The sequence below is a fragment of the Pseudomonas sp. PAGU 2196 genome (genome assembly GCF_022179005.1).
Classification (GTDB): Bacteria; Pseudomonadota; Gammaproteobacteria; order Pseudomonadales; family Pseudomonadaceae; genus Aquipseudomonas; species Aquipseudomonas kermanshahensis.
In genome coordinates this window covers 163,822-180,127 of the sequence record NZ_BNTL01000003.1, presented here as the reverse complement: position 1 = coordinate 180,127, position 16,306 = coordinate 163,822, and the positions used below count along the sequence as shown (strand labels likewise).

Here is a 16,306-nt window from a genome sequence, read left to right as displayed (position 1 = left end):
CGCAAACATCAGGTGGTCAGTTCGCCATGCTGCGCTTCCCGTTGCATCGACTCCAGGTTGCGCTCGATCGTCTCGCAGATGGTGTCCATCTGGATCTGGTGCTCGCTGAAGCGGAAGGGGCTTTGCAGGTCGGTGCCGATCCGCTCGATGGCCAGCAACATGAACCCCACCACTGTCGACGCCAGCGGTGTGAACCACTCCAGCGACTCGACCAGCCCCACCGGCACGATCAGGCAGAACAGCGTGATGAACAGCCGCGGAAAATACACATAAGGGTAGGGCAGCGGCGTATTGGCGATCCGCTCCATGCCGCCCTGGGCATTGGACAGGTCCACCAAGGTCGACTCCAGCCGCGCCAGGCGAATGCTGTCCAGGCGCCCGGCTTGGTATTCCCGCGCCAGCAGGGCTGCCGAGCCACTGAGGATGTCGTTGGCGAAGTTGTTCGAGCGGTTGCGCCGCTCGAACTCCGCCTGCGGGATGAACGCTATCAGTTCATCCGGGCAGCGCTCGCCCTTGAGGTGCGCAGCCAGGCAGTTCACATAGGCGATATGCCGGCGCAGCAAGGTGGCCTTGATAGGGTTCAGCCCGTCATCCGGGTCATCGATCAGCGTCAGCGTCTGCCGGGCAAAACTGCGCGAACTGTTGACCAGCGCACCCCACAACGTGCGCGCCTCCCACCAGCGGTTGTAGGCGCTGCTGTTGCGAAAGCTCACCAGCACCACCAGCGCCGAACCCAGCAAGGTCAATGGAATCAACGGCAGGGTGAACTTGCTGTTGAAGAACAGCATGAAATCGATGGTGACCAGCACATCCCAGATCAGCAGCCAGAACAGCGACCAGCCGATGTAACCGATGGTCTTCACCACCAAGCGGTACTTGCGGGCGATGATCTCTTTCACACGGGGTACCTCGAAACGCGGGGGATGCAGGATCGGACGTCGAGGGATGGGTATGGTTCGGCAGCTGATGTTGCAAGACATTTTTTTGGACGTGTTTGAAAGAAAAAACTGACTGAGGTATCAGACGCTCCTGAGTTCTCTTCGCAAAGGTGAAACGGCAAGGTAGACCGCTTCCCTATCTCGCATGAATGTATCCAAAAGGATACTATTGGTGGCGCCTTGATGTATGCTGTTGAACAAACGGAGAGCTTTGCCCTTTGGCTAGCCACCTTGAAAGACTTGAGAGCCAAGCTTGCAGTCGGTCGTAGATTGGAGCGCGCAGAAAGTGGAAACCTTGGCGACTACAAAAGCGTTGGGGGCGGTGTAAGTGAGCTTCGCATCGACGTTTCTGCAGGTTATCGAGTCTATTTCACGCGTAAGGGAGCCAAAGTGATTTTTCTGCTGGTGGGCGGAGACAAATCTTCCCAGACCGCCGATATCCTCAAAGCGAGAAAGCTGGTGGAGGAAATGAAATGAGCGAAAAATTGATCCCTTTTGATATCGCCGACTTGCTTGACAGTGATGCAGCAATCAGCGAATACCTCAGCCAGGTGCTATCCGATGGCGATACAGATGAGATTATCCGGGCCATCGGTCATATCGCTCGGGCACGGGGAATGACACAAATCGCTGCACAGAGTGGGTTAGGTCGAGAAAGTCTCTATAAAGCACTTAGCCCAGGCGCTAAGCCCCGCTTTGATACAGTGCTTAAAGTCATACGTGCCCTAGGCGTGGAGCTTTTTGTTCAGCCCCATACGTCGTCGCATTAGATTTCGCAGGCTAGGCCAGTACCTGCCTCATTTGTACCAACGCCACTCGCTTCCCATCCGGCGCTTGGCGTTCTTCGATGCCGAACGGCACGAAACCGAGCTGTGGATAAAGCAGCAACCCCGCCGTGTTGTGATTGAAGCACGACACCCAAATCTCTCGCGCCGCAAACTGTTCGCGGGCCAGCTCGATCATGGCGGTTACCAGGTAGCTCGCCACCCCATGGCCGCGGGCAGCTGGCGCCACCACCACGTTGCCCAGGGCGCACACGCCGCCGTGCTCGGCTTTGTAGAAGTTGGCAAAGCCCAGCACCATGCCGCCGCCTTCCACCACCGTAGAGCCGTTGCGCTGGGCGATGGCGTCGGTCAATTGCGCGGGTGTCAGGGGGTAGGTGGCTTTGGGGAACATGTAGAACAGTTCGTCCGGGCCCTGGGGGAAGCAGCAGATGGCGGGGATGTCGCTGGGCTGAACAGGGCGGTGGCTGAGGTGCATGGCAGGTCCTTTTGCAGTGCGTTGGCTGGCCGTTTGCGGCCAAGCCACGCTCACAGGCTAGCACTGCCTCAGTGGCAGATCACCGCCGAGTGCTCACGGCTTGGCCACCACCGCCACAATCCCCTTGATCGCCGCAGGCGCATGAGGCTTGGCCTTGCGTGCCAGCAAGTACTGGAAGCGCCGCCATTCCTTGTCTATCTCGCTGTACGACATGAACACGCTGACACGCTCTTTATCGGCGAGGTCCGGGCGAGTGCGCGCATCGATCTCGTTCTTAGGGATGAACGCAATGTTGATACCCACCACCTGCCCATCATCGGCGAACACTGGCCCGCCCGACATGCCCTTGACCATCGGGCCGTCGTGCAGCGAGTAGAAGACACTGCCCGGCGTACCTTCAAGGCGCACCAGCGACGGCAACGCATGGCCCTTGCCCTGCACGGGAATCATCAGGCTGTTGAAGCCGACCGCCGTCACCGACTCACCCGGTACGTATTGCCGCCAATGCGGCACCTCGCTGGCCTTGTGCTTGAAGAACACCACATCGCCGAGGCCCTCATGGACCACGTTACGCAGGAAGGGGGTGTGTTTGGCGGTCACTGCGTAGTCTTCGTTCCACTGGATGGCGCTGGCCATCAGCAACAGCGGTAGCGGCGCACCTGAGGTGACCACGAAAGCCTGGTTGTAGACGGGATCGGAGACGTAGGACGTTGGCACTCCATTGCACCCACTCAGCAGCATCATTGCTGCCAGACAGGGCACGGTTGTTTTCATGTGTCACACAGTCGTGAAGAAATGGGGGGCGCAAATATGGCCAAGAGCCATCATGCTGGCAATACTTTGTGCATATATCCGACGAGTGACATCTTAAGTAGGGGGGAGGGTAATGGCCAATAGATTCCCGGCATGGCTGCAGGGCTGACAGTCAGGCGTGCGGCGTCAATTTGGTGGGTGGGCTGGAGGCTGTAGTTTTGGCGCGCTTTTCAGCTGGGGTGAGCTGCGATGAGCTCAATTGAGCTGTATTTGAGCTGTATTTGAGCTGCATTGAGCTATATTGAGCTCTATTGAGCTGTATTCGGAGTTCCGATGACTGTGCCAAACAAAATTCTGAGTGCGCTGGAAGGCGAGCAAGCCCTGAGTTCCCGTGAGATTGCCGAGCTTCTGGGGCTCAGCTGGTCAACCGTCAAACGCCACCTTGATGTATTGATGGAGGCGGGGAAGATTCAGCGTGAGAGAGAAGGACGTACCGCCCGATATCGGCTCATACGCGCATCTGCGCCCCGTCTCCAAAGCATGCCCGCACAAGCTATCGCTTCAGATCTGCCGTGGTCTTCCGAAAGCATTAACCTACGCAAATCCTTGCTTCTTCCACTGGCTATGCGTGAAGTCGTCACGTATCAGCGAGATCTGGTCGATAGCTATCAGCCTAATCAAACCACCTGGCTATCTCCTGATCTAGCGGAAACTCTGGAGGTTGAAGGCAGAATGAAGGGGCAGCAGCCTGCCGGCACCTATGCCCGGAAAGTGCTGGAGCCCCTGCTGATCGATCTCTCCTGGTCTTCATCGCGTCTTGAAGGCAACCGCTACTCGCTGCTCGACACTGAGCGGTTGTTCAAAAGCGGTATAACCGATGGCGATCTGGATGCGGTGATGCTGCTCAATCATAAGGCTGCCATCGAGTTCATGATCGATGCGGTACCGGAGTATGGCCTCAACTCAGCGGTGATTCGCAACTTGCATGCCTTACTGATGCAGGATCTGCTCGCCGATAGCACTGCGTTGGGCAGTATTCGCCAGACCGTGGTGAACATCAGCGGCACCACCTATTTCCCCACCCAGGTTCCCACATTGCTGGAGGAGATGTTCGAGCAGATTCTCGACAAGGCCAGGCAAATCAAGAGCCCTATTGAGGCAGCGTTTTTCTTGTGGGTGAACCTGGCTTATCTGCAACCGTTCGAGGATGGCAACAAACGCACCAGTCGACTGGCGGCGAATATCCCGTTGATGCTCTACAACTGCTCGCCATTATCGTTCCTGGATGTGACACCCCACGACTATGCACTCGCCATGATGGGGGTTTATGAACAGCGCGACATGGCTATGGCAGTTGATCTGTTCGTCTGGGTTTATCGTAGGTCCATCAAAAAGTATGGCGTCATGCTGGAAGCCATGGGTGTACCCGACCCCGTGCGTCTGCACTTTCGAGAGGTGCTGAACGAGGCAATCAATGCTGTGGTGCGCGACAGGCAGGCAGTAGGCGAAGTGGTTGCCGGGCTGTTGTTGTCGGAACACGAGAAGTTGCAGTTCGAACCGTTGTTGCAGGCTGAACTGGATAGTCTGGCGTTGCATAACTGCGCCCGGTACCGGCTGGGCATGAGGCAGGTGCAAGCTTGGATCGAGGCGGGGCGGCCACGTTGAGCGGGCATTGCCACCCATTGCTCGAGTCTGTTTTCAGATCAAAATTGAAAGGAGTCAATAAATGCTGAAACTAAATTCCCTTGTGCCCGAGCTTATCGTTTCCGACCTTACGCGAAGCCTTGCCTTCTACTGCGACATCCTTGGCTTCAGGGTCGAGTATGAGCGTCCAGAAGACCATTTCGCCTTCCTGTCCTTCGGCGGCAGTCAGCTGATGCTGGAGCAGGACTGGCACAGTGAATCGCCGTGGCGGGTAGGCCCACTTGAGCCGCCCTATGGGCGAGGAATTAACCTGTCTATCGAATGCCCAGACGCTTCAGCGCTGGTTACGGCACTGGAGGCGGGCGGGTATCCGCTTAGAAACCCAGTTGAAGAGCGTTGGTACCGCAGCGGTGAGTTTCTGTTCGGGCAGCGCAATTTTCTGGTGCTTGATCCTGATGGCTACTTGCTGCGGTTTGCAGAAGCTATTGGCAGCAAACCCTGCTGATTATTCTAGGCACTGTACAGTTGGCCCGATACACCTGTGAGCGAGACGTGGAGAACGGCGCGTGCTTGCCGCGACCTTGAGTAGTGGATTTGAGATCGAGCGCCGCCCGCGCGGCGCTCGTTCTTGAGAGCGCTGCAGATCTGAAGGCATGCACCTGTTAGCCACAGTGCAATACCATGGCGCGTACCTGATGCCGCCCCCAGCCAAAATCCAGGCGAAAAAAAACCGACCATAAGGTCGGTTTTTTCCGGATTTTGGTGCCCCGAGGGAGACTCGAACTCCCACTCCTTTCGAAAACGGATTTTGAATCCGCCGCGTCTACCAATTCCGCCATCAGGGCAGTGGCGCGCAGTATAGAGAGGTGCTTCTGGTCGGTCAATCGGGTTTCATGGTCAATTTTCACACATTGGGCTAAACTTCCCGGCCCTGCCGAACCGAACATCATCATGCGCGTCGCCGATTTTTCCTTCGAACTCCCCGATTCCCTGATCGCCCGCCACCCTTTGGCCGAGCGCCATGGCAGCCGTCTGCTGGTCCTCGATGGGCCGAGCGGCGCCTTGGTACATCAGCAATTCACCGACCTGCTCGACTATCTGCGCCCCGGCGACCTGATGGTGTTCAACAACACCCGGGTGATCCCGGCGCGGTTGTTCGGGCAGAAAGCCTCCGGCGGCAAGCTGGAAGTGCTGGTCGAACGTGTGCTCGACAGCCATCGGGTGCTGGCGCACGTACGCTCCAGCAAGGCACCCAAGGTCGGTGCGCAGATTCTCATCGATGGCGGTGGCGAGGCCGAAATGGCCGCGCGCCACGACACGCTGTTCGAGCTGCGCTTCACCGAAGAGGTGCTGCCACTGCTTGAACGCGTCGGGCACATGCCCCTGCCACCCTACATCGACCGCCCCGACGAAGGCGCTGACCGTGAGCGTTACCAGACCGTCTACGCCGAGCGTGCCGGTGCTGTAGCCGCACCCACGGCCGGCCTGCACTTCGACGAAGCGCTGCTGGAAAAGATCGCCGCCAAGGGCGTGGAGCGGGCCTTCGTGACCCTGCACGTCGGCGCGGGCACCTTCCAGCCGGTGCGGGTCGACAAGATCGAAGACCACCACATGCATAAAGAGTGGCTCGAAGTGAGCCAGGATGTGGTGGATGCTGTCCAAGCCTGCCGTGCCCGTGGCGGGCGCGTGGTTGCCGTGGGCACCACCAGCGTGCGTTCGCTGGAGAGCGCTGCGCGCGATGGCGTGCTCAAGGCCTTCAGCGGCGATACCGATATTTTCATCTACCCAGGCCGCCCGTTCCATGTGGTCGACGCCCTGGTCACCAATTTCCACCTGCCGGAGTCCACGCTGCTGATGCTGGTCTCGGCCTTCGCCGGCTACCCCGAAACCATGGCCGCCTATGCGGCGGCGGTTCAAGAAGGGTACCGCTTCTTCAGTTACGGTGATGCCATGTTCATCACCCGCAATCCGGCGCCACGCGGGCCCGAGGATCAAGCATGAGTCGCATCTGTCGAATGTCCTTCGAACTGCTGGCCACCGACGGCAAGGCCCGTCGTGGTCGCATCACCTTCCCCCGTGGCACCGTGGAAACCCCGGCGTTCATGCCGGTCGGCACCTATGGCACGGTCAAAGGCATGCTGCCGCGTGACATCGAGGCCATCGGCGCCGAGATGATCCTTGGCAACACCTTCCACCTGTGGCTGCGCCCGGGTACCGAGGTGATCAAGAAGCACAACGGCCTGCACGACTTCATGCAATGGAAAGGCCCGATTCTCACTGACTCCGGTGGCTTCCAGGTATTCAGCCTGGGCGCGATGCGCAAGATCAAAGAGGAAGGCGTGACCTTCGCCTCGCCTGTCGACGGCTCCAAGGTGTTCATGGGCCCTGAAGAGTCCATGCAGGTTCAGCGTGACCTGGGCTCGGACGTGGTGATGATTTTCGACGAGTGCACGCCATACCCGGCCGAGCACGATGTAGCGCGCACCTCCATGGAGCTGTCGCTGCGTTGGGCCCAGCGTTCGAAAAACGCCCATGCCGACAACACCGCGGCGCTGTTCGGCATCGTCCAGGGCGGCATGTACCAGGACCTGCGCATGCGCTCGCTGGAAGGCCTGGAAAACATCGGTTTCGACGGCCTGGCCATCGGCGGCCTGTCGGTGGGTGAGCCCAAGCACGAAATGATCAAGGTGCTGGATTACCTGCCAGATCAGATGCCCGCTGACAAACCTCGTTACCTTATGGGGGTAGGCAAACCGGAAGATCTCGTTGAGGGTGTGCGCCGCGGCGTCGACATGTTCGACTGCGTGATGCCGACGCGTAACGCGCGCAACGGCCATCTGTTCGTCGATACAGGGGTGATCAAGATCCGCAACGCGTTCCATCGCCACGATGAATCGCCGCTGGATCCGACCTGTGATTGCTACACCTGCACCAACTTCTCCCGCGCGTATCTCCACCACTTGGACAAATGCGGCGAAATGTTGAGCAGCATGCTGAATACCATCCACAACTTGCGCCATTACCAGCGCTTGATGGCCGGTTTACGCGAGGCTATTCAACAGGGTAAATTGGCCGCCTTTGTCGACGCCTTCTACGCCAAACGCGGGCTGCCTGTGCCGCCTTTGGGCTGACTGTCAGCACTAAAATATTAAAATTCAGTAATGGAGTGCCTCATGAGCTTTCTGATTCCCGCCGCTTACGCGGACGCAGCTGCACCAGCCGCCGGCCCAGCCGGTACCGGTTTTGAATGGATCTTCCTGGTCGGCTTCCTGGTCATCTTCTACCTGATGATCTGGCGTCCACAGGCCAAGCGCGCCAAAGAGCAGAAGAACCTGCTGGGCAACTTGCAGAAAGGTGACGAAGTTGTCACCAACGGCGGCATCGCCGGCAAAATCGTCAAAGTTACCGATGACTTCGTGGTGCTGGAAGTGTCCGACACCGTCGAGCTGAAGTTCCAGAAGGGCGCCATCGCCGCGACCCTGCCAAAAGGTACGCTCAAGGCTATCTGAGTTACCGGTTTTATTTTTCCAGTCGGGGCGCGCAACGCGCCCCGCGTCTTGAACGGGCGGCGTGATGCTGAACAAATACCCTCTGTGGAAATACGCACTGATCTTGCTGGTACTGGCGATCGGTTTTATTTATTCCGCTCCCAACCTCTACCCGGATGACCCGGCGGTGCAAGTCAGTGGTGCCAGTTCGGCGCTGCAGGTAAGCCAGGCCGACCTCGATCGCGTCACCAAGGCGCTGACCGATGCCGGTATCACCGTCAAGGGTGGTAGCCTGGGTGAGAAGGGCAGCGCGCTGATTCGCCTGACCAACCAGGAAGACCAGCTTCCAGCCAAGGATGTAGTGCGCAAGGCACTGGGCGATGATTACGTCGTGGCCCTGAACCTGGCACAGACCACTCCGCAATGGCTGCGCAACCTGGGTGCAAGCCCGATGAAACTGGGCCTGGACCTGTCCGGTGGTGTGCACTTCCTGTTGGAAGTGGACATGGACAAGGCCATGAGCGCCCGCATGAAGGTCTATGAAGGCGAGGTCAAAACCCTCCTGCGCAAAGAGCGCATCCGCTACCGCAGCCTGCCTCAGCAGGATGGCGGCATCATGCTGGGCTTCTCTGACGATGCAACCCGCGAGCAGGCACGTGCCCTGATCCGCAAGAATTTCAGTGATTTCGACCTGACCGCCACCGAGCGTAATGACCTCGCTGTGCTGCGTCTGGCGCTGACTCAGGCGAAAGTCGCCGAGATCCGCGAATACTCGATCAAGCAGAACCTGACCACCGTCCGCAACCGTGTCAACGAGCTGGGCGTGGCCGAGCCGCTGGTTCAGCGCCAAGGCGCCAACCGTATCGTGGTCGAGCTGCCAGGCGTGCAGGACACTGCCGAAGCCAAGCGTATCCTCGGCAAGACGGCCAACCTGGAGTTCCGCTTCGGTGCCGAGCCGGGTGCATCCAAGGCGACCACCGAGGTCTTCGAGTTCCGTGAGGGCGGCCGTTCCGCCCCGGTCGAGCGTGGCCTGATCATCACCGGTGACCAGGTCACCGACGCCCAGGCCAGCTTCGACGAGCATGGCCGTCCGCAAGTGAACATCCGCCTGGATGGCCACGGCGGCGAGCTGATGAGCCGCGCCACGCGCAGCAACGTCGGCCGCAGCATGGCGGTGATCTTCATCGAGCAGAAGCCCGTCACTCGCTACGTCAAGCAGACGGTCGACGGCGTCGAGAAGGAAGTGCCGGTACAGAGCTTCCAGGAAGAGAAAAAGATCATCAGCCTGGCGACCATCCAGTCGCCACTGGGCAGCCAGTTCCGTATCACCGGCCTGAACGGCCAGGGCGAATCGTCCGAGCTGGCGCTGCTGCTGCGTGCCGGTGGTCTGGCCGCGCCGATGTACTTCGCTGAAGAACGTACCATTGGCCCAAGCCTGGGTGCGGACAACATCACCAAGGGTATCGATGCGTCGTTGTGGGGCATGCTGTTCGTCTCGCTGTTCATCATCGCCATCTACCGCGGCTTCGGCGTGATCGCCACCGTCGCCCTGGCGGGTAACATGGTGCTGCTGCTGGCGCTGATGTCGCTGCTGGGTGCAACCCTGACCCTGCCGGGTATTGCCGGTATCGTGTTGACCATGGGTATGGCGGTAGACGCCAACGTGCTGATCTTCTCGCGCATCCGTGAGGAGCTCAAAGCCGGCATGTCGGTGCAGCGCGCCATTCACGAAGGTTTCAACCGCGCCTATACCGCGATCATCGACGCCAACCTGACCAGCCTGCTGGTCGGCGGCATCCTGTTCGCCATGGGTACTGGCCCGGTCAAGGGCTTTGCGGTCACCATGTCCCTCGGGATTTTCACCTCGATGTTCACCGCCGTCATGGTGACCCGCGCTATGGTCAACCTGACCTGTGGCGGGCGTGACATCAAGAAGCTGTGGGTTTGAGGGAGCTGCGATGAAAACCATCAACTTCATGGGCGTGCGCAATGTCGCGTTCGCCATCACTGTGCTCCTTACCGTCCTGGCGTTGTTCAGCTGGTGGCAGAAGGGCCTGAACTTCGGCTTGGACTTCACCGGCGGTACGCTGATCGAGCTGACCTACGAGCGCCCGGCCGACCTCAAGGCGGTACGTGCCGAGCTGGTCGAGTCCGGTTTCCACGAGGCTGTGGTGCAGAGCTTCGGCGCTACCACCGACCTGCTGGTGCGTATGCCGGGCGATGACCCGCAGCTGGGCAGCAAGGTTGCCGAGGCGCTGCAGAAGGCCGGCGGCGACAACCCAGCTACGCTCAAGCGCGTCGAGTTCGTTGGCCCGCAGGTGGGTGAAGAGCTGCGAGACCAGGGTGGCATGGGCATGCTCCTGGCCCTGGGCGGCATCCTTATCTACCTGGCCTTCCGCTTCCAGTGGAAATTCGCCGTGGGTGCGATTGTCTCGCTGATCCACGACGTGGTGGTGACGCTGGGTATTCTGTCGTTCTTCCAGATTACCTTCGACCTGACGGTATTGGCGGCGGTGCTGGCGATCATCGGTTACTCGCTCAACGACACCATCGTCGTATTCGACCGGGTGCGTGAGAACTTCCGCGTGATGCGCAAGGCGTCGCTGATCGAGAACATCAACGTCTCGACCACCCAGACCCTGCTGCGTACCATCGCCACCTCGGTGTCGACTTTGCTGGCCATCGCTGCGCTGCTGTTCTTTGGCGGTGACAACCTGTTCGGCTTCTCGCTGGCGCTGTTCATCGGTGTCTTGGCCGGTACCTACTCGTCGATCTACATCGCCAACGTGGTATTGATCTGGCTGAACCTGAACAGTGAAGACCTGATTCCGCCAGCCAAGGCTGAGGGTGTGGACGAGCGTCCGTAAGGGCTTTCCTACGCCGTTTGGCGAATCAAGAGGCGCGAGTATTGAACTCGCGCCTTTTTTTTTGCTCCAAGGCAGGGAGAAGGCGGGCCAAGTCCCGCGGGTATGATCAGGAGGTTCACGTGAATAAATCAATGCTGGTGGGTGCGGTGCTGGGTGCTGTCGGTGTAACTGCCGGAGGTGCTGTGGCGACCTACAGCTTGGTGAACAAAGGGCCTGAGTACGCCCAGGTCACCGACGTGCAGCCAATCAAGCAGCAGGTGAAAACGCCGCGTGAAGTCTGCAAGGACGTCACCGTGACGCGTCAGGCGCCGGTCAAAGACCAGCATCAGATCGCAGGTACGGTGGTGGGTGCGTTGGCCGGCGGCCTGCTGGGTAACCAGATCGGCGGCGGTACCGGCAAGAAGATCGCCACCGTAGCCGGTGCGGTCGGTGGTGGTTATGCCGGTAACAAGGTGCAGGAAGGCATGCAAGAGCGTGATACCTACACCACGACGCAAACCCGCTGCAACACAGTCCACGACATCAGCGACAAGGTCGTTGGGTACAACGTGAAGTACACCATTGGTGATCAGGTGGGGCAGGTGAAGATGGACCACGAGCCTGGCTCGACCATTCCCGTGGACAAGAATGGCAAGTTGATCCTCAGCGAGAATCAGGCCGGGCAGTGATCGCCATCTGCTGAAATCCGTTGTATCTGAAATCCCTTGTAGGAGCAGCCTTGTGCTGCGAAGAGGCCGGTGAAAACACCCTAGACCTACTGTGCTTTCACCGGCCTCTTCGCAGCACAAGGCTGCTCCTACAGTTGGTTTCTTCTTCGCAGCACAAGGCTGCTTCTACATCACTGGGTGAGCGGCTAGCAGCTTGCGAAGCCTGACGCGGTCCGGCTTGCCGGTGGGGGTCAAGGGTATTCGCTCGAGTACTGTGACGTTGGCATTGATCCCCAGTCGGTCCAGCCCCCCGCTCAGCTCATTCAACCGCTCCTGGGCGTCAGCGATGTTGGCTTGCACCACCACCTTGGCGCGTCGACGATCCTGCTCGTCGACCAGTATCACCACCCGTTCGAATTTCATGGCCTGTGCAATCTGCGCTTCGAGGGCCGGTGCGAATTGGGTACCTTGTTTCGTCAGCAGGGCATCGGTTGCACGCCCCATGGGCATCAGGCTGCCGTCGGCCAGGCGCCGGGCGATATCGCCGGTGGCGTAGGCTTGGTCCTCGCAGGGAATGGGGGGAGGTGGGAAGTACCCCGAGCCGCGGTGTGCGGAGCGCGCGATGATTTCGCCGACCTCCGGTTGCGCAGGATCCAACGCTTTCAATGTGACCTCGACATCACCCACCGGGCGCATGCCGCAACCCACTTGCAGCCCAGGCGCGAAGTTGGCCAGGACCATGCCAAATTCCGTCGAACCATAGATCCGCTTCAGGTGCACACCTAAGTGGCGTTCGCACTCCAGCACCACATGGTCATCCAGGTAGGCCCCACCACAGAACGGTTTGCTCAGTGCTGGCAGGCGAATGCCGCGGCTTTGCGCGGCCTGGGCCAACGCCAGGTACTGTGACGGCAACGCGCTCATCACGCTGATGCGTTGTTCGTGCAGGGTTTGCAGGGTGTTCTCGACCTGGGTGGCATCACCCAGGTACAGCGTGGCGCCGGTCAGCAAGGCCGGGAACACATGCAGGTCCACCGCATGCCCGCCATCGAGGGTGTGGATGCTCAGGTAACGGGCGCTGGCATCGAGGCCGGCGCTATCGACCCAGTGCATGATTTCCCGGTACAGCCTGTCCTGGCGCCACAGTGCAAGTTTGGGAGCACCGGTGCTGCCGGATGTTTCCTGCATGCGCATCAAACCGGCGCAGTCACGCCAGGCGGGTGTCTTGAGGTTGACGGGTGTCGGCGAGTGCAGGGTAAAGCCAGGGATGCCCAGGCCCGCCGGCACGATGCCGGCTTCGGTCACCAGCAGGGCGGCACCGACCTGGCCCAGGCGCATGGCGCGCTGGTGGATGCTGCTGGCCACGCTTACAGGGCAATGAATCAGCCCCAGGCTGGCCATGGCGAACAACAGAGCGACATAACCGCTACTGTTGCCCAGTTGGGTGGCAACCACGTCGCCTTCGCGCAGGCCTGCGGCGTGCAGCCTGGCGCGCAATTGATCGATGTCATGCAGCAGTTCGCCGTAGCTGCGGGTCTTGCCATGGCTGTCGACGATCGCCGGGTGGTCGCGATGGCGTGCAACCATGCTGAAGAACTGTTGCTGGAACATGCAGGGGTCTCCTTGAGGGGCAGCCGAACTACAGCTTCAGGTGTCTTCCCTTGCCGTCCATGTGCAAAGCGGTGCAGCCTGCCGGATGCAGGCTGGTGCCACGCTAGTTAATAGGCTGCGCGCGCCGCCTGGTACCTCCCAGAACAGGGAGGTTGTGGTGCGCCTGGCAGTTTTATTACTGTCTTCGACCGCCTGCGTCGGGTGGGTAACTCGTCGGCGGGCACAATTCGCACGTTGATTTCAAAGTGCCACGTAACTATCTTATCGACCCACCTGAATGAGGGAGTCGATATTCCCTCGCGTGTCGTCTCGCCATGAGACCACCGTCAAACGGTGCCTACGAGGAAGGGAATGGCCCTACTGGTAATGGATGAGCTGCTGAAACTCGGCGAAATGGAGCGCTTTGAGGACTGGCTGGCTCACCTGAAACTCCTGACCCGCAAGCTGGGTTACTCGAACTTTCTGATCGGCCTCAAACCTGCCCCCACGGACGCTTGTCAGCAGGTGCTGATCTACAGTGATTACCCCGATGCCTGGCGTACGCGTTACGACGCCGAGTCTTACGCGGCAGTCGACCCGGTCGTTCAGCATTGCCTGAACGCCAATCGGCCACTGCTGTGGAACCGCGAAAACTATCGGGGGCCCTCAGAGTCGGAGTTCTTCGAAGAAGCCGCTGCGCATGGGTTGCAGCAAGGGCTGGCGCTGCCCCTGCACGGCCCGCGGGGCGAGGCGGGCATGCTGTGCCTCAAGCCGGATGAGAGCGGCGAGCAGGCGACTGCTGCAATGATCCAGTCCTTGCCCATGGCAACCCTGCTGCGCGATTACGCGATGGAAGGGATGCTCAGGGCGCGCATTGAATGCTCGGAACCTGTGCACCTGACCAGCCGGGAGAAAGAGGTGCTGCAGTGGAGCGCGGCGGGCAAGACTACCTGGGAAATCTCGATGATCTTGTCGTGCACGACCTCGGCCATCGACTTCCACTTCAAGAACATCCGCCGCAAGTTCCAGGTCAGCTCACGCCAGATGGCGGTGCTCAAGGCCATCCAGCAGAAGTCGATCACGCCCTGAGTATCACTGTGGGCGTTGGGCCAGGTCGCTCTCCTCGAGCCGGCCGCTAAGGTACAGGCGCAGCAGAATGTACACCGGCGCAGGCACTTGGCTGGTGCATTCGATGCGGCTGGCACAGGCCTGGCTGATGCCAAAGCGCGACCAGAACTCGGTCTGGCTCTGTTTGAGGCCCAGGCGCAGGCTGATGGCTTGATGGGCGACCTCGCGTACGGCGGAGGTATTGAGTAGCTTCATCCGGAATCCATCCTGCAAAAGCCGAAAAATTAACAAGCCCGAGTAACGTCGGCCACCTCCCAAATTAGGTAGGATTTTATTTATTCAGTGTGAATATACCGTGGGCGGCAACTCCAACCCCTGCCGGTATTTGCCCCTATGCTTATCTCCATTGATCGCCGCACTAACATCGACCCACAAGCGCTGAATGCGATGCACAAACTTCGGGCGCGTATTTTCAAGGTTAAAAAGATGTGGGACATCCCACTGATCAATGACATGGAAATCGACGGGTATGATGCGCTCGACCCCTATTACATGATCATCAACCGCGATGACGAGGCGGGTTATGTGTGTGGCTGCTGGCGCATACTGCCGACGACCGGCCCTAACATGCTGGCGCACACTTTCCCAGAGCTGCTGCATGGGCACCCGGCGCCGTGCTCCGACGCGATCTGGGAGCTGAGCCGCTTCGCCATCGAGCTGCCGGACGGCAACCGGTTCGGCTTCTCCCAAGGCACCACGCAAGCGATTCATGCCATCGTCAACTACGCCATCAGTTGTGAGGTGAAGCAGTTCGTCACGGTGACCACGGTGGGCGTCGAGAAAATGTTGATTCGCCTGGGCCTGGATATCAGTCGTTTCGGGCCGGCATTGCAAATTGGCGTTGAACGCGCGGTGGCACTGCGCATTGAATTGAATGATAAAACCACGGCGGCCTTGGAAGCGGCAATCAATAGCAACTGCCATTGAATAGGCGCCGGGTGTATTCACGCTGACTTGCCATCAAGTTGTATGACCCTCGCCATGCACAGCACACTTATAGCGCCCATAAAAAAAGCACCCCGAGGGGTGCTTTTCTAATACAGCCAGCGCTTAGCGCTTCATGCTCTCTGGCAGGTGCGGCTGAATAGCCGTCAATACTGCTTTGAAGCACTTGATGTTGCCGGCGACGATGTGGCCCTTGTCGAGGAAGTCGTGGCCACCGTTGAAGTCGCTTACCAGGCCGCCTGCTTCTTGAATCAGCAGTACGCCTGCAGCCATGTCCCACTCGGCCAGGCCCGACTCCCAGAAGGCATCGAAGCGGCCGGCGGCGACGTAGGCCAGGTCCAGGCTGGCGGAACCTGCGCGGCGGATGCCGGCGGTCTGGCCAGTCAGGGCGCGGAACATGCCCAGGTAGTTGTCCAGGTCGGCCATTTGGTTGTCACGGAACGGGAAGCCGGTACCCAGCAGGGCGCCTTCCAGGCTGGTGCGCGAGCTGACGCGCAGGCGACGGCCATTGAGCTGGGCGCCACGGCCACGGCTGGCGGTGAATTCTTCCTGGCGAACCGGGTCGAGTACCACGGCGTGCTCGAGGCGACCACGGTATTTGCAGGCGATGCTGACGGCGAAGTGAGGGATGCCGCGCAGGAAGTTGGTGGTGCCGTCCAGCGGATCGATGATCCACAGGTAGTCCTTGCCTTCTTCGCCGGTGCCCGCGTGCATGCCGGTCTCTTCACCCTGGATGGAGTGGTTCGGGTAGGCTTTGCGCAGGGCGTCGACGATTTTCTGCTCGGCGGCGCGATCGACTTCGGAAACGTAGTCCTTGGCCTCTTTCTCATCGACCTTGATGCTATCCAGGCGTTCGATGGAGCGGAAAATCAGTTCACTGGCGCTGCGAGCGGCGCGCAGGGCGATATTCAGCATAGGCTGCATGGGCGGGTCACCTGGAGATGTTAAAGAAGAAAGCCGATCATTCTAGCAGAAATCTTTGACGGCAGAAGTGTCACATTTGCTTTCATGGCGTTACGTCCGTCGGTTCTGTAAGATCGAAGGCC

The 16,306-nt window shown here is 59.7% G+C and carries 18 protein-coding genes and 1 tRNA gene; 12 read left to right on the top strand and 7 right to left on the bottom strand.

The genetic code is table 11. The features are described 5' to 3' along the window. Positions 1-8: 8 nt before the first annotated feature. Entirely contained in the window at positions 9-899 is an 891-nt protein-coding gene (locus MFF34_RS04305; protein WP_099428363.1) for a bestrophin family protein, read from the bottom strand. A 222-nt stretch (positions 900-1,121) separates the two neighbouring features. On the opposite strand from MFF34_RS04305, the gene MFF34_RS04300 reads away from it, so the two are divergent. Both MFF34_RS04300 and MFF34_RS04295 read left to right on the top strand, forming a co-directional pair. Then, positions 1,122-1,415 carry a type II toxin-antitoxin system RelE/ParE family toxin gene (locus MFF34_RS04300; RefSeq protein ID WP_238210475.1) on the top strand — a complete coding sequence of 98 codons (294 nt, stop codon included), beginning with the start codon at positions 1,122-1,124 and terminating at the stop codon, positions 1,413-1,415. Beyond that, positions 1,412-1,708, top strand: a complete 297-nt coding sequence (locus MFF34_RS04295; protein WP_027595525.1) for an addiction module antidote protein — start codon at positions 1,412-1,414, stop codon at positions 1,706-1,708. Before MFF34_RS04300 ends, MFF34_RS04295 begins: the two co-directional genes overlap by 4 nt. 10 nt (positions 1,709-1,718) lie before the next feature. Here the strand turns inward: MFF34_RS04295 and MFF34_RS04290 are convergent, their stop codons facing one another. After that, positions 1,719-2,198, bottom strand: coding sequence for a GNAT family N-acetyltransferase (locus MFF34_RS04290; protein WP_238210474.1), 480 nt, complete (start codon positions 2,196-2,198; stop codon positions 1,719-1,721). A 93-nt stretch (positions 2,199-2,291) separates the two neighbouring features. Further along, positions 2,292-2,939, bottom strand: coding sequence for a serine protease (locus MFF34_RS04285; RefSeq protein ID WP_099455787.1), 648 nt, complete (start codon positions 2,937-2,939; stop codon positions 2,292-2,294). Between the two features lie 345 nt (positions 2,940-3,284). On the opposite strand from MFF34_RS04285, the gene MFF34_RS04280 reads away from it, so the two are divergent. After that, positions 3,285-4,616 (top strand): Fic family protein, encoded by a 1,332-nt coding sequence (locus MFF34_RS04280; RefSeq protein WP_238210472.1) that lies wholly within the window; start codon positions 3,285-3,287, stop codon positions 4,614-4,616. 61 nt (positions 4,617-4,677) lie between these two features. Next, positions 4,678-5,100 (top strand): VOC family protein, encoded by a 423-nt coding sequence (locus MFF34_RS04275; protein WP_186675535.1) that lies wholly within the window; start codon positions 4,678-4,680, stop codon positions 5,098-5,100. A 255-nt stretch (positions 5,101-5,355) separates the two neighbouring features. Here the strand turns inward: MFF34_RS04275 and MFF34_RS04270 are convergent. Next, positions 5,356-5,440: transfer RNA gene (locus MFF34_RS04270), tRNA-Leu, on the bottom strand. 106 nt (positions 5,441-5,546) lie between these two features. Here MFF34_RS04270 and queA point away from each other — a divergent pair. The 6 genes from queA to MFF34_RS04240 all read left to right on the top strand — a co-directional run bounded on the left by queA (position 5,547) and on the right by MFF34_RS04240 (position 11,618). After that, positions 5,547-6,596, top strand: coding sequence for a tRNA preQ1(34) S-adenosylmethionine ribosyltransferase-isomerase QueA (queA, locus tag MFF34_RS04265; protein ID WP_085272637.1), 1,050 nt, complete (start codon positions 5,547-5,549; stop codon positions 6,594-6,596). A gap of 14 nt (positions 6,597-6,610) precedes the next feature. Beyond that, entirely contained in the window at positions 6,611-7,726 is a 1,116-nt protein-coding gene (tgt, locus tag MFF34_RS04260) for a tRNA guanosine(34) transglycosylase Tgt (protein ID WP_077068621.1), read from the top strand. 42 nt (positions 7,727-7,768) lie between these two features. Then, positions 7,769-8,104, top strand: a complete 336-nt coding sequence (yajC, locus tag MFF34_RS04255; RefSeq protein WP_027595530.1) for a preprotein translocase subunit YajC — start codon at positions 7,769-7,771, stop codon at positions 8,102-8,104. Between the two features lie 64 nt (positions 8,105-8,168). Continuing rightward, positions 8,169-10,031, top strand: a complete 1,863-nt coding sequence (gene secD, locus MFF34_RS04250) for a protein translocase subunit SecD (RefSeq protein WP_027595531.1) — start codon at positions 8,169-8,171, stop codon at positions 10,029-10,031. A 10-nt stretch (positions 10,032-10,041) separates the two neighbouring features. Continuing rightward, positions 10,042-10,950, top strand: a complete 909-nt coding sequence (secF, locus tag MFF34_RS04245) for a protein translocase subunit SecF (protein WP_238210462.1) — start codon at positions 10,042-10,044, stop codon at positions 10,948-10,950. A gap of 119 nt (positions 10,951-11,069) precedes the next feature. Then, positions 11,070-11,618 carry a glycine zipper 2TM domain-containing protein gene (locus MFF34_RS04240; RefSeq protein ID WP_027595533.1) on the top strand — a complete coding sequence of 183 codons (549 nt, stop codon included), beginning with the start codon at positions 11,070-11,072 and terminating at the stop codon, positions 11,616-11,618. A gap of 165 nt (positions 11,619-11,783) precedes the next feature. Here MFF34_RS04240 and MFF34_RS04235 read toward each other — a convergent pair whose 3' ends face one another. Further along, entirely contained in the window at positions 11,784-13,208 is a 1,425-nt protein-coding gene (locus tag MFF34_RS04235; protein WP_238210460.1) for a class I adenylate-forming enzyme family protein, read from the bottom strand. Between the two features lie 351 nt (positions 13,209-13,559). Here MFF34_RS04235 and MFF34_RS04230 point away from each other — a divergent pair, with 351 nt between their 5' ends. Further along, positions 13,560-14,276, top strand: coding sequence for a LuxR family transcriptional regulator (locus MFF34_RS04230; RefSeq protein WP_099452959.1), 717 nt, complete (start codon positions 13,560-13,562; stop codon positions 14,274-14,276). A 3-nt stretch (positions 14,277-14,279) separates the two neighbouring features. Here MFF34_RS04230 and MFF34_RS04225 read toward each other — a convergent pair whose 3' ends face one another. Further along, entirely contained in the window at positions 14,280-14,510 is a 231-nt protein-coding gene (locus MFF34_RS04225) for a hypothetical protein (protein WP_027595536.1), read from the bottom strand. Between the two features lie 138 nt (positions 14,511-14,648). Between MFF34_RS04225 and MFF34_RS04220 the strand changes: the two genes are divergently transcribed. Beyond that, positions 14,649-15,242 (top strand): acyl-homoserine-lactone synthase, encoded by a 594-nt coding sequence (locus MFF34_RS04220; protein WP_099428370.1) that lies wholly within the window; start codon positions 14,649-14,651, stop codon positions 15,240-15,242. 123 nt (positions 15,243-15,365) lie between these two features. On the opposite strand, the gene suhB is transcribed toward MFF34_RS04220, so the two are convergent. Next, complete coding sequence (suhB, locus tag MFF34_RS04215; RefSeq protein WP_027595538.1) at positions 15,366-16,184, bottom strand: inositol-phosphate phosphatase; 819 nt, start codon at positions 16,182-16,184, stop codon at positions 15,366-15,368. Positions 16,185-16,306: the final 122 nt, after the last annotated feature.

Coding starts and splice junctions, on each gene's coding strand:
- MFF34_RS04295 (WP_027595525.1), top strand. CDS start 1,412: ATGAGCGAAAAATTGATCCCTTTTGATATCGCCGACTTGCTTGACAGT.
- MFF34_RS04220 (WP_099428370.1), top strand. CDS start 14,649: ATGCTTATCTCCATTGATCGCCGCACTAACATCGACCCACAAGCGCTG.
- MFF34_RS04235 (WP_238210460.1), bottom strand. CDS start 13,208: ATGTTCCAGCAACAGTTCTTCAGCATGGTTGCACGCCATCGCGACCAC.
- queA (WP_085272637.1), top strand. CDS start 5,547: ATGCGCGTCGCCGATTTTTCCTTCGAACTCCCCGATTCCCTGATCGCC.
- tgt (WP_077068621.1), top strand. CDS start 6,611: ATGTCCTTCGAACTGCTGGCCACCGACGGCAAGGCCCGTCGTGGTCGC.
- MFF34_RS04225 (WP_027595536.1), bottom strand. CDS start 14,510: ATGAAGCTACTCAATACCTCCGCCGTACGCGAGGTCGCCCATCAAGCC.
- secD (WP_027595531.1), top strand. CDS start 8,169: ATGCTGAACAAATACCCTCTGTGGAAATACGCACTGATCTTGCTGGTA.
- MFF34_RS04300 (WP_238210475.1), top strand. CDS start 1,122: ATGTATGCTGTTGAACAAACGGAGAGCTTTGCCCTTTGGCTAGCCACC.
- MFF34_RS04290 (WP_238210474.1), bottom strand. CDS start 2,198: ATGCACCTCAGCCACCGCCCTGTTCAGCCCAGCGACATCCCCGCCATC.
- MFF34_RS04230 (WP_099452959.1), top strand. CDS start 13,560: ATGGCCCTACTGGTAATGGATGAGCTGCTGAAACTCGGCGAAATGGAG.
- secF (WP_238210462.1), top strand. CDS start 10,042: ATGAAAACCATCAACTTCATGGGCGTGCGCAATGTCGCGTTCGCCATC.
- MFF34_RS04275 (WP_186675535.1), top strand. CDS start 4,678: ATGCTGAAACTAAATTCCCTTGTGCCCGAGCTTATCGTTTCCGACCTT.
- MFF34_RS04285 (WP_099455787.1), bottom strand. CDS start 2,939: ATGCTGCTGAGTGGGTGCAATGGAGTGCCAACGTCCTACGTCTCCGAT.
- MFF34_RS04280 (WP_238210472.1), top strand. CDS start 3,285: ATGACTGTGCCAAACAAAATTCTGAGTGCGCTGGAAGGCGAGCAAGCC.
- suhB (WP_027595538.1), bottom strand. CDS start 16,184: ATGCAGCCTATGCTGAATATCGCCCTGCGCGCCGCTCGCAGCGCCAGT.
- yajC (WP_027595530.1), top strand. CDS start 7,769: ATGAGCTTTCTGATTCCCGCCGCTTACGCGGACGCAGCTGCACCAGCC.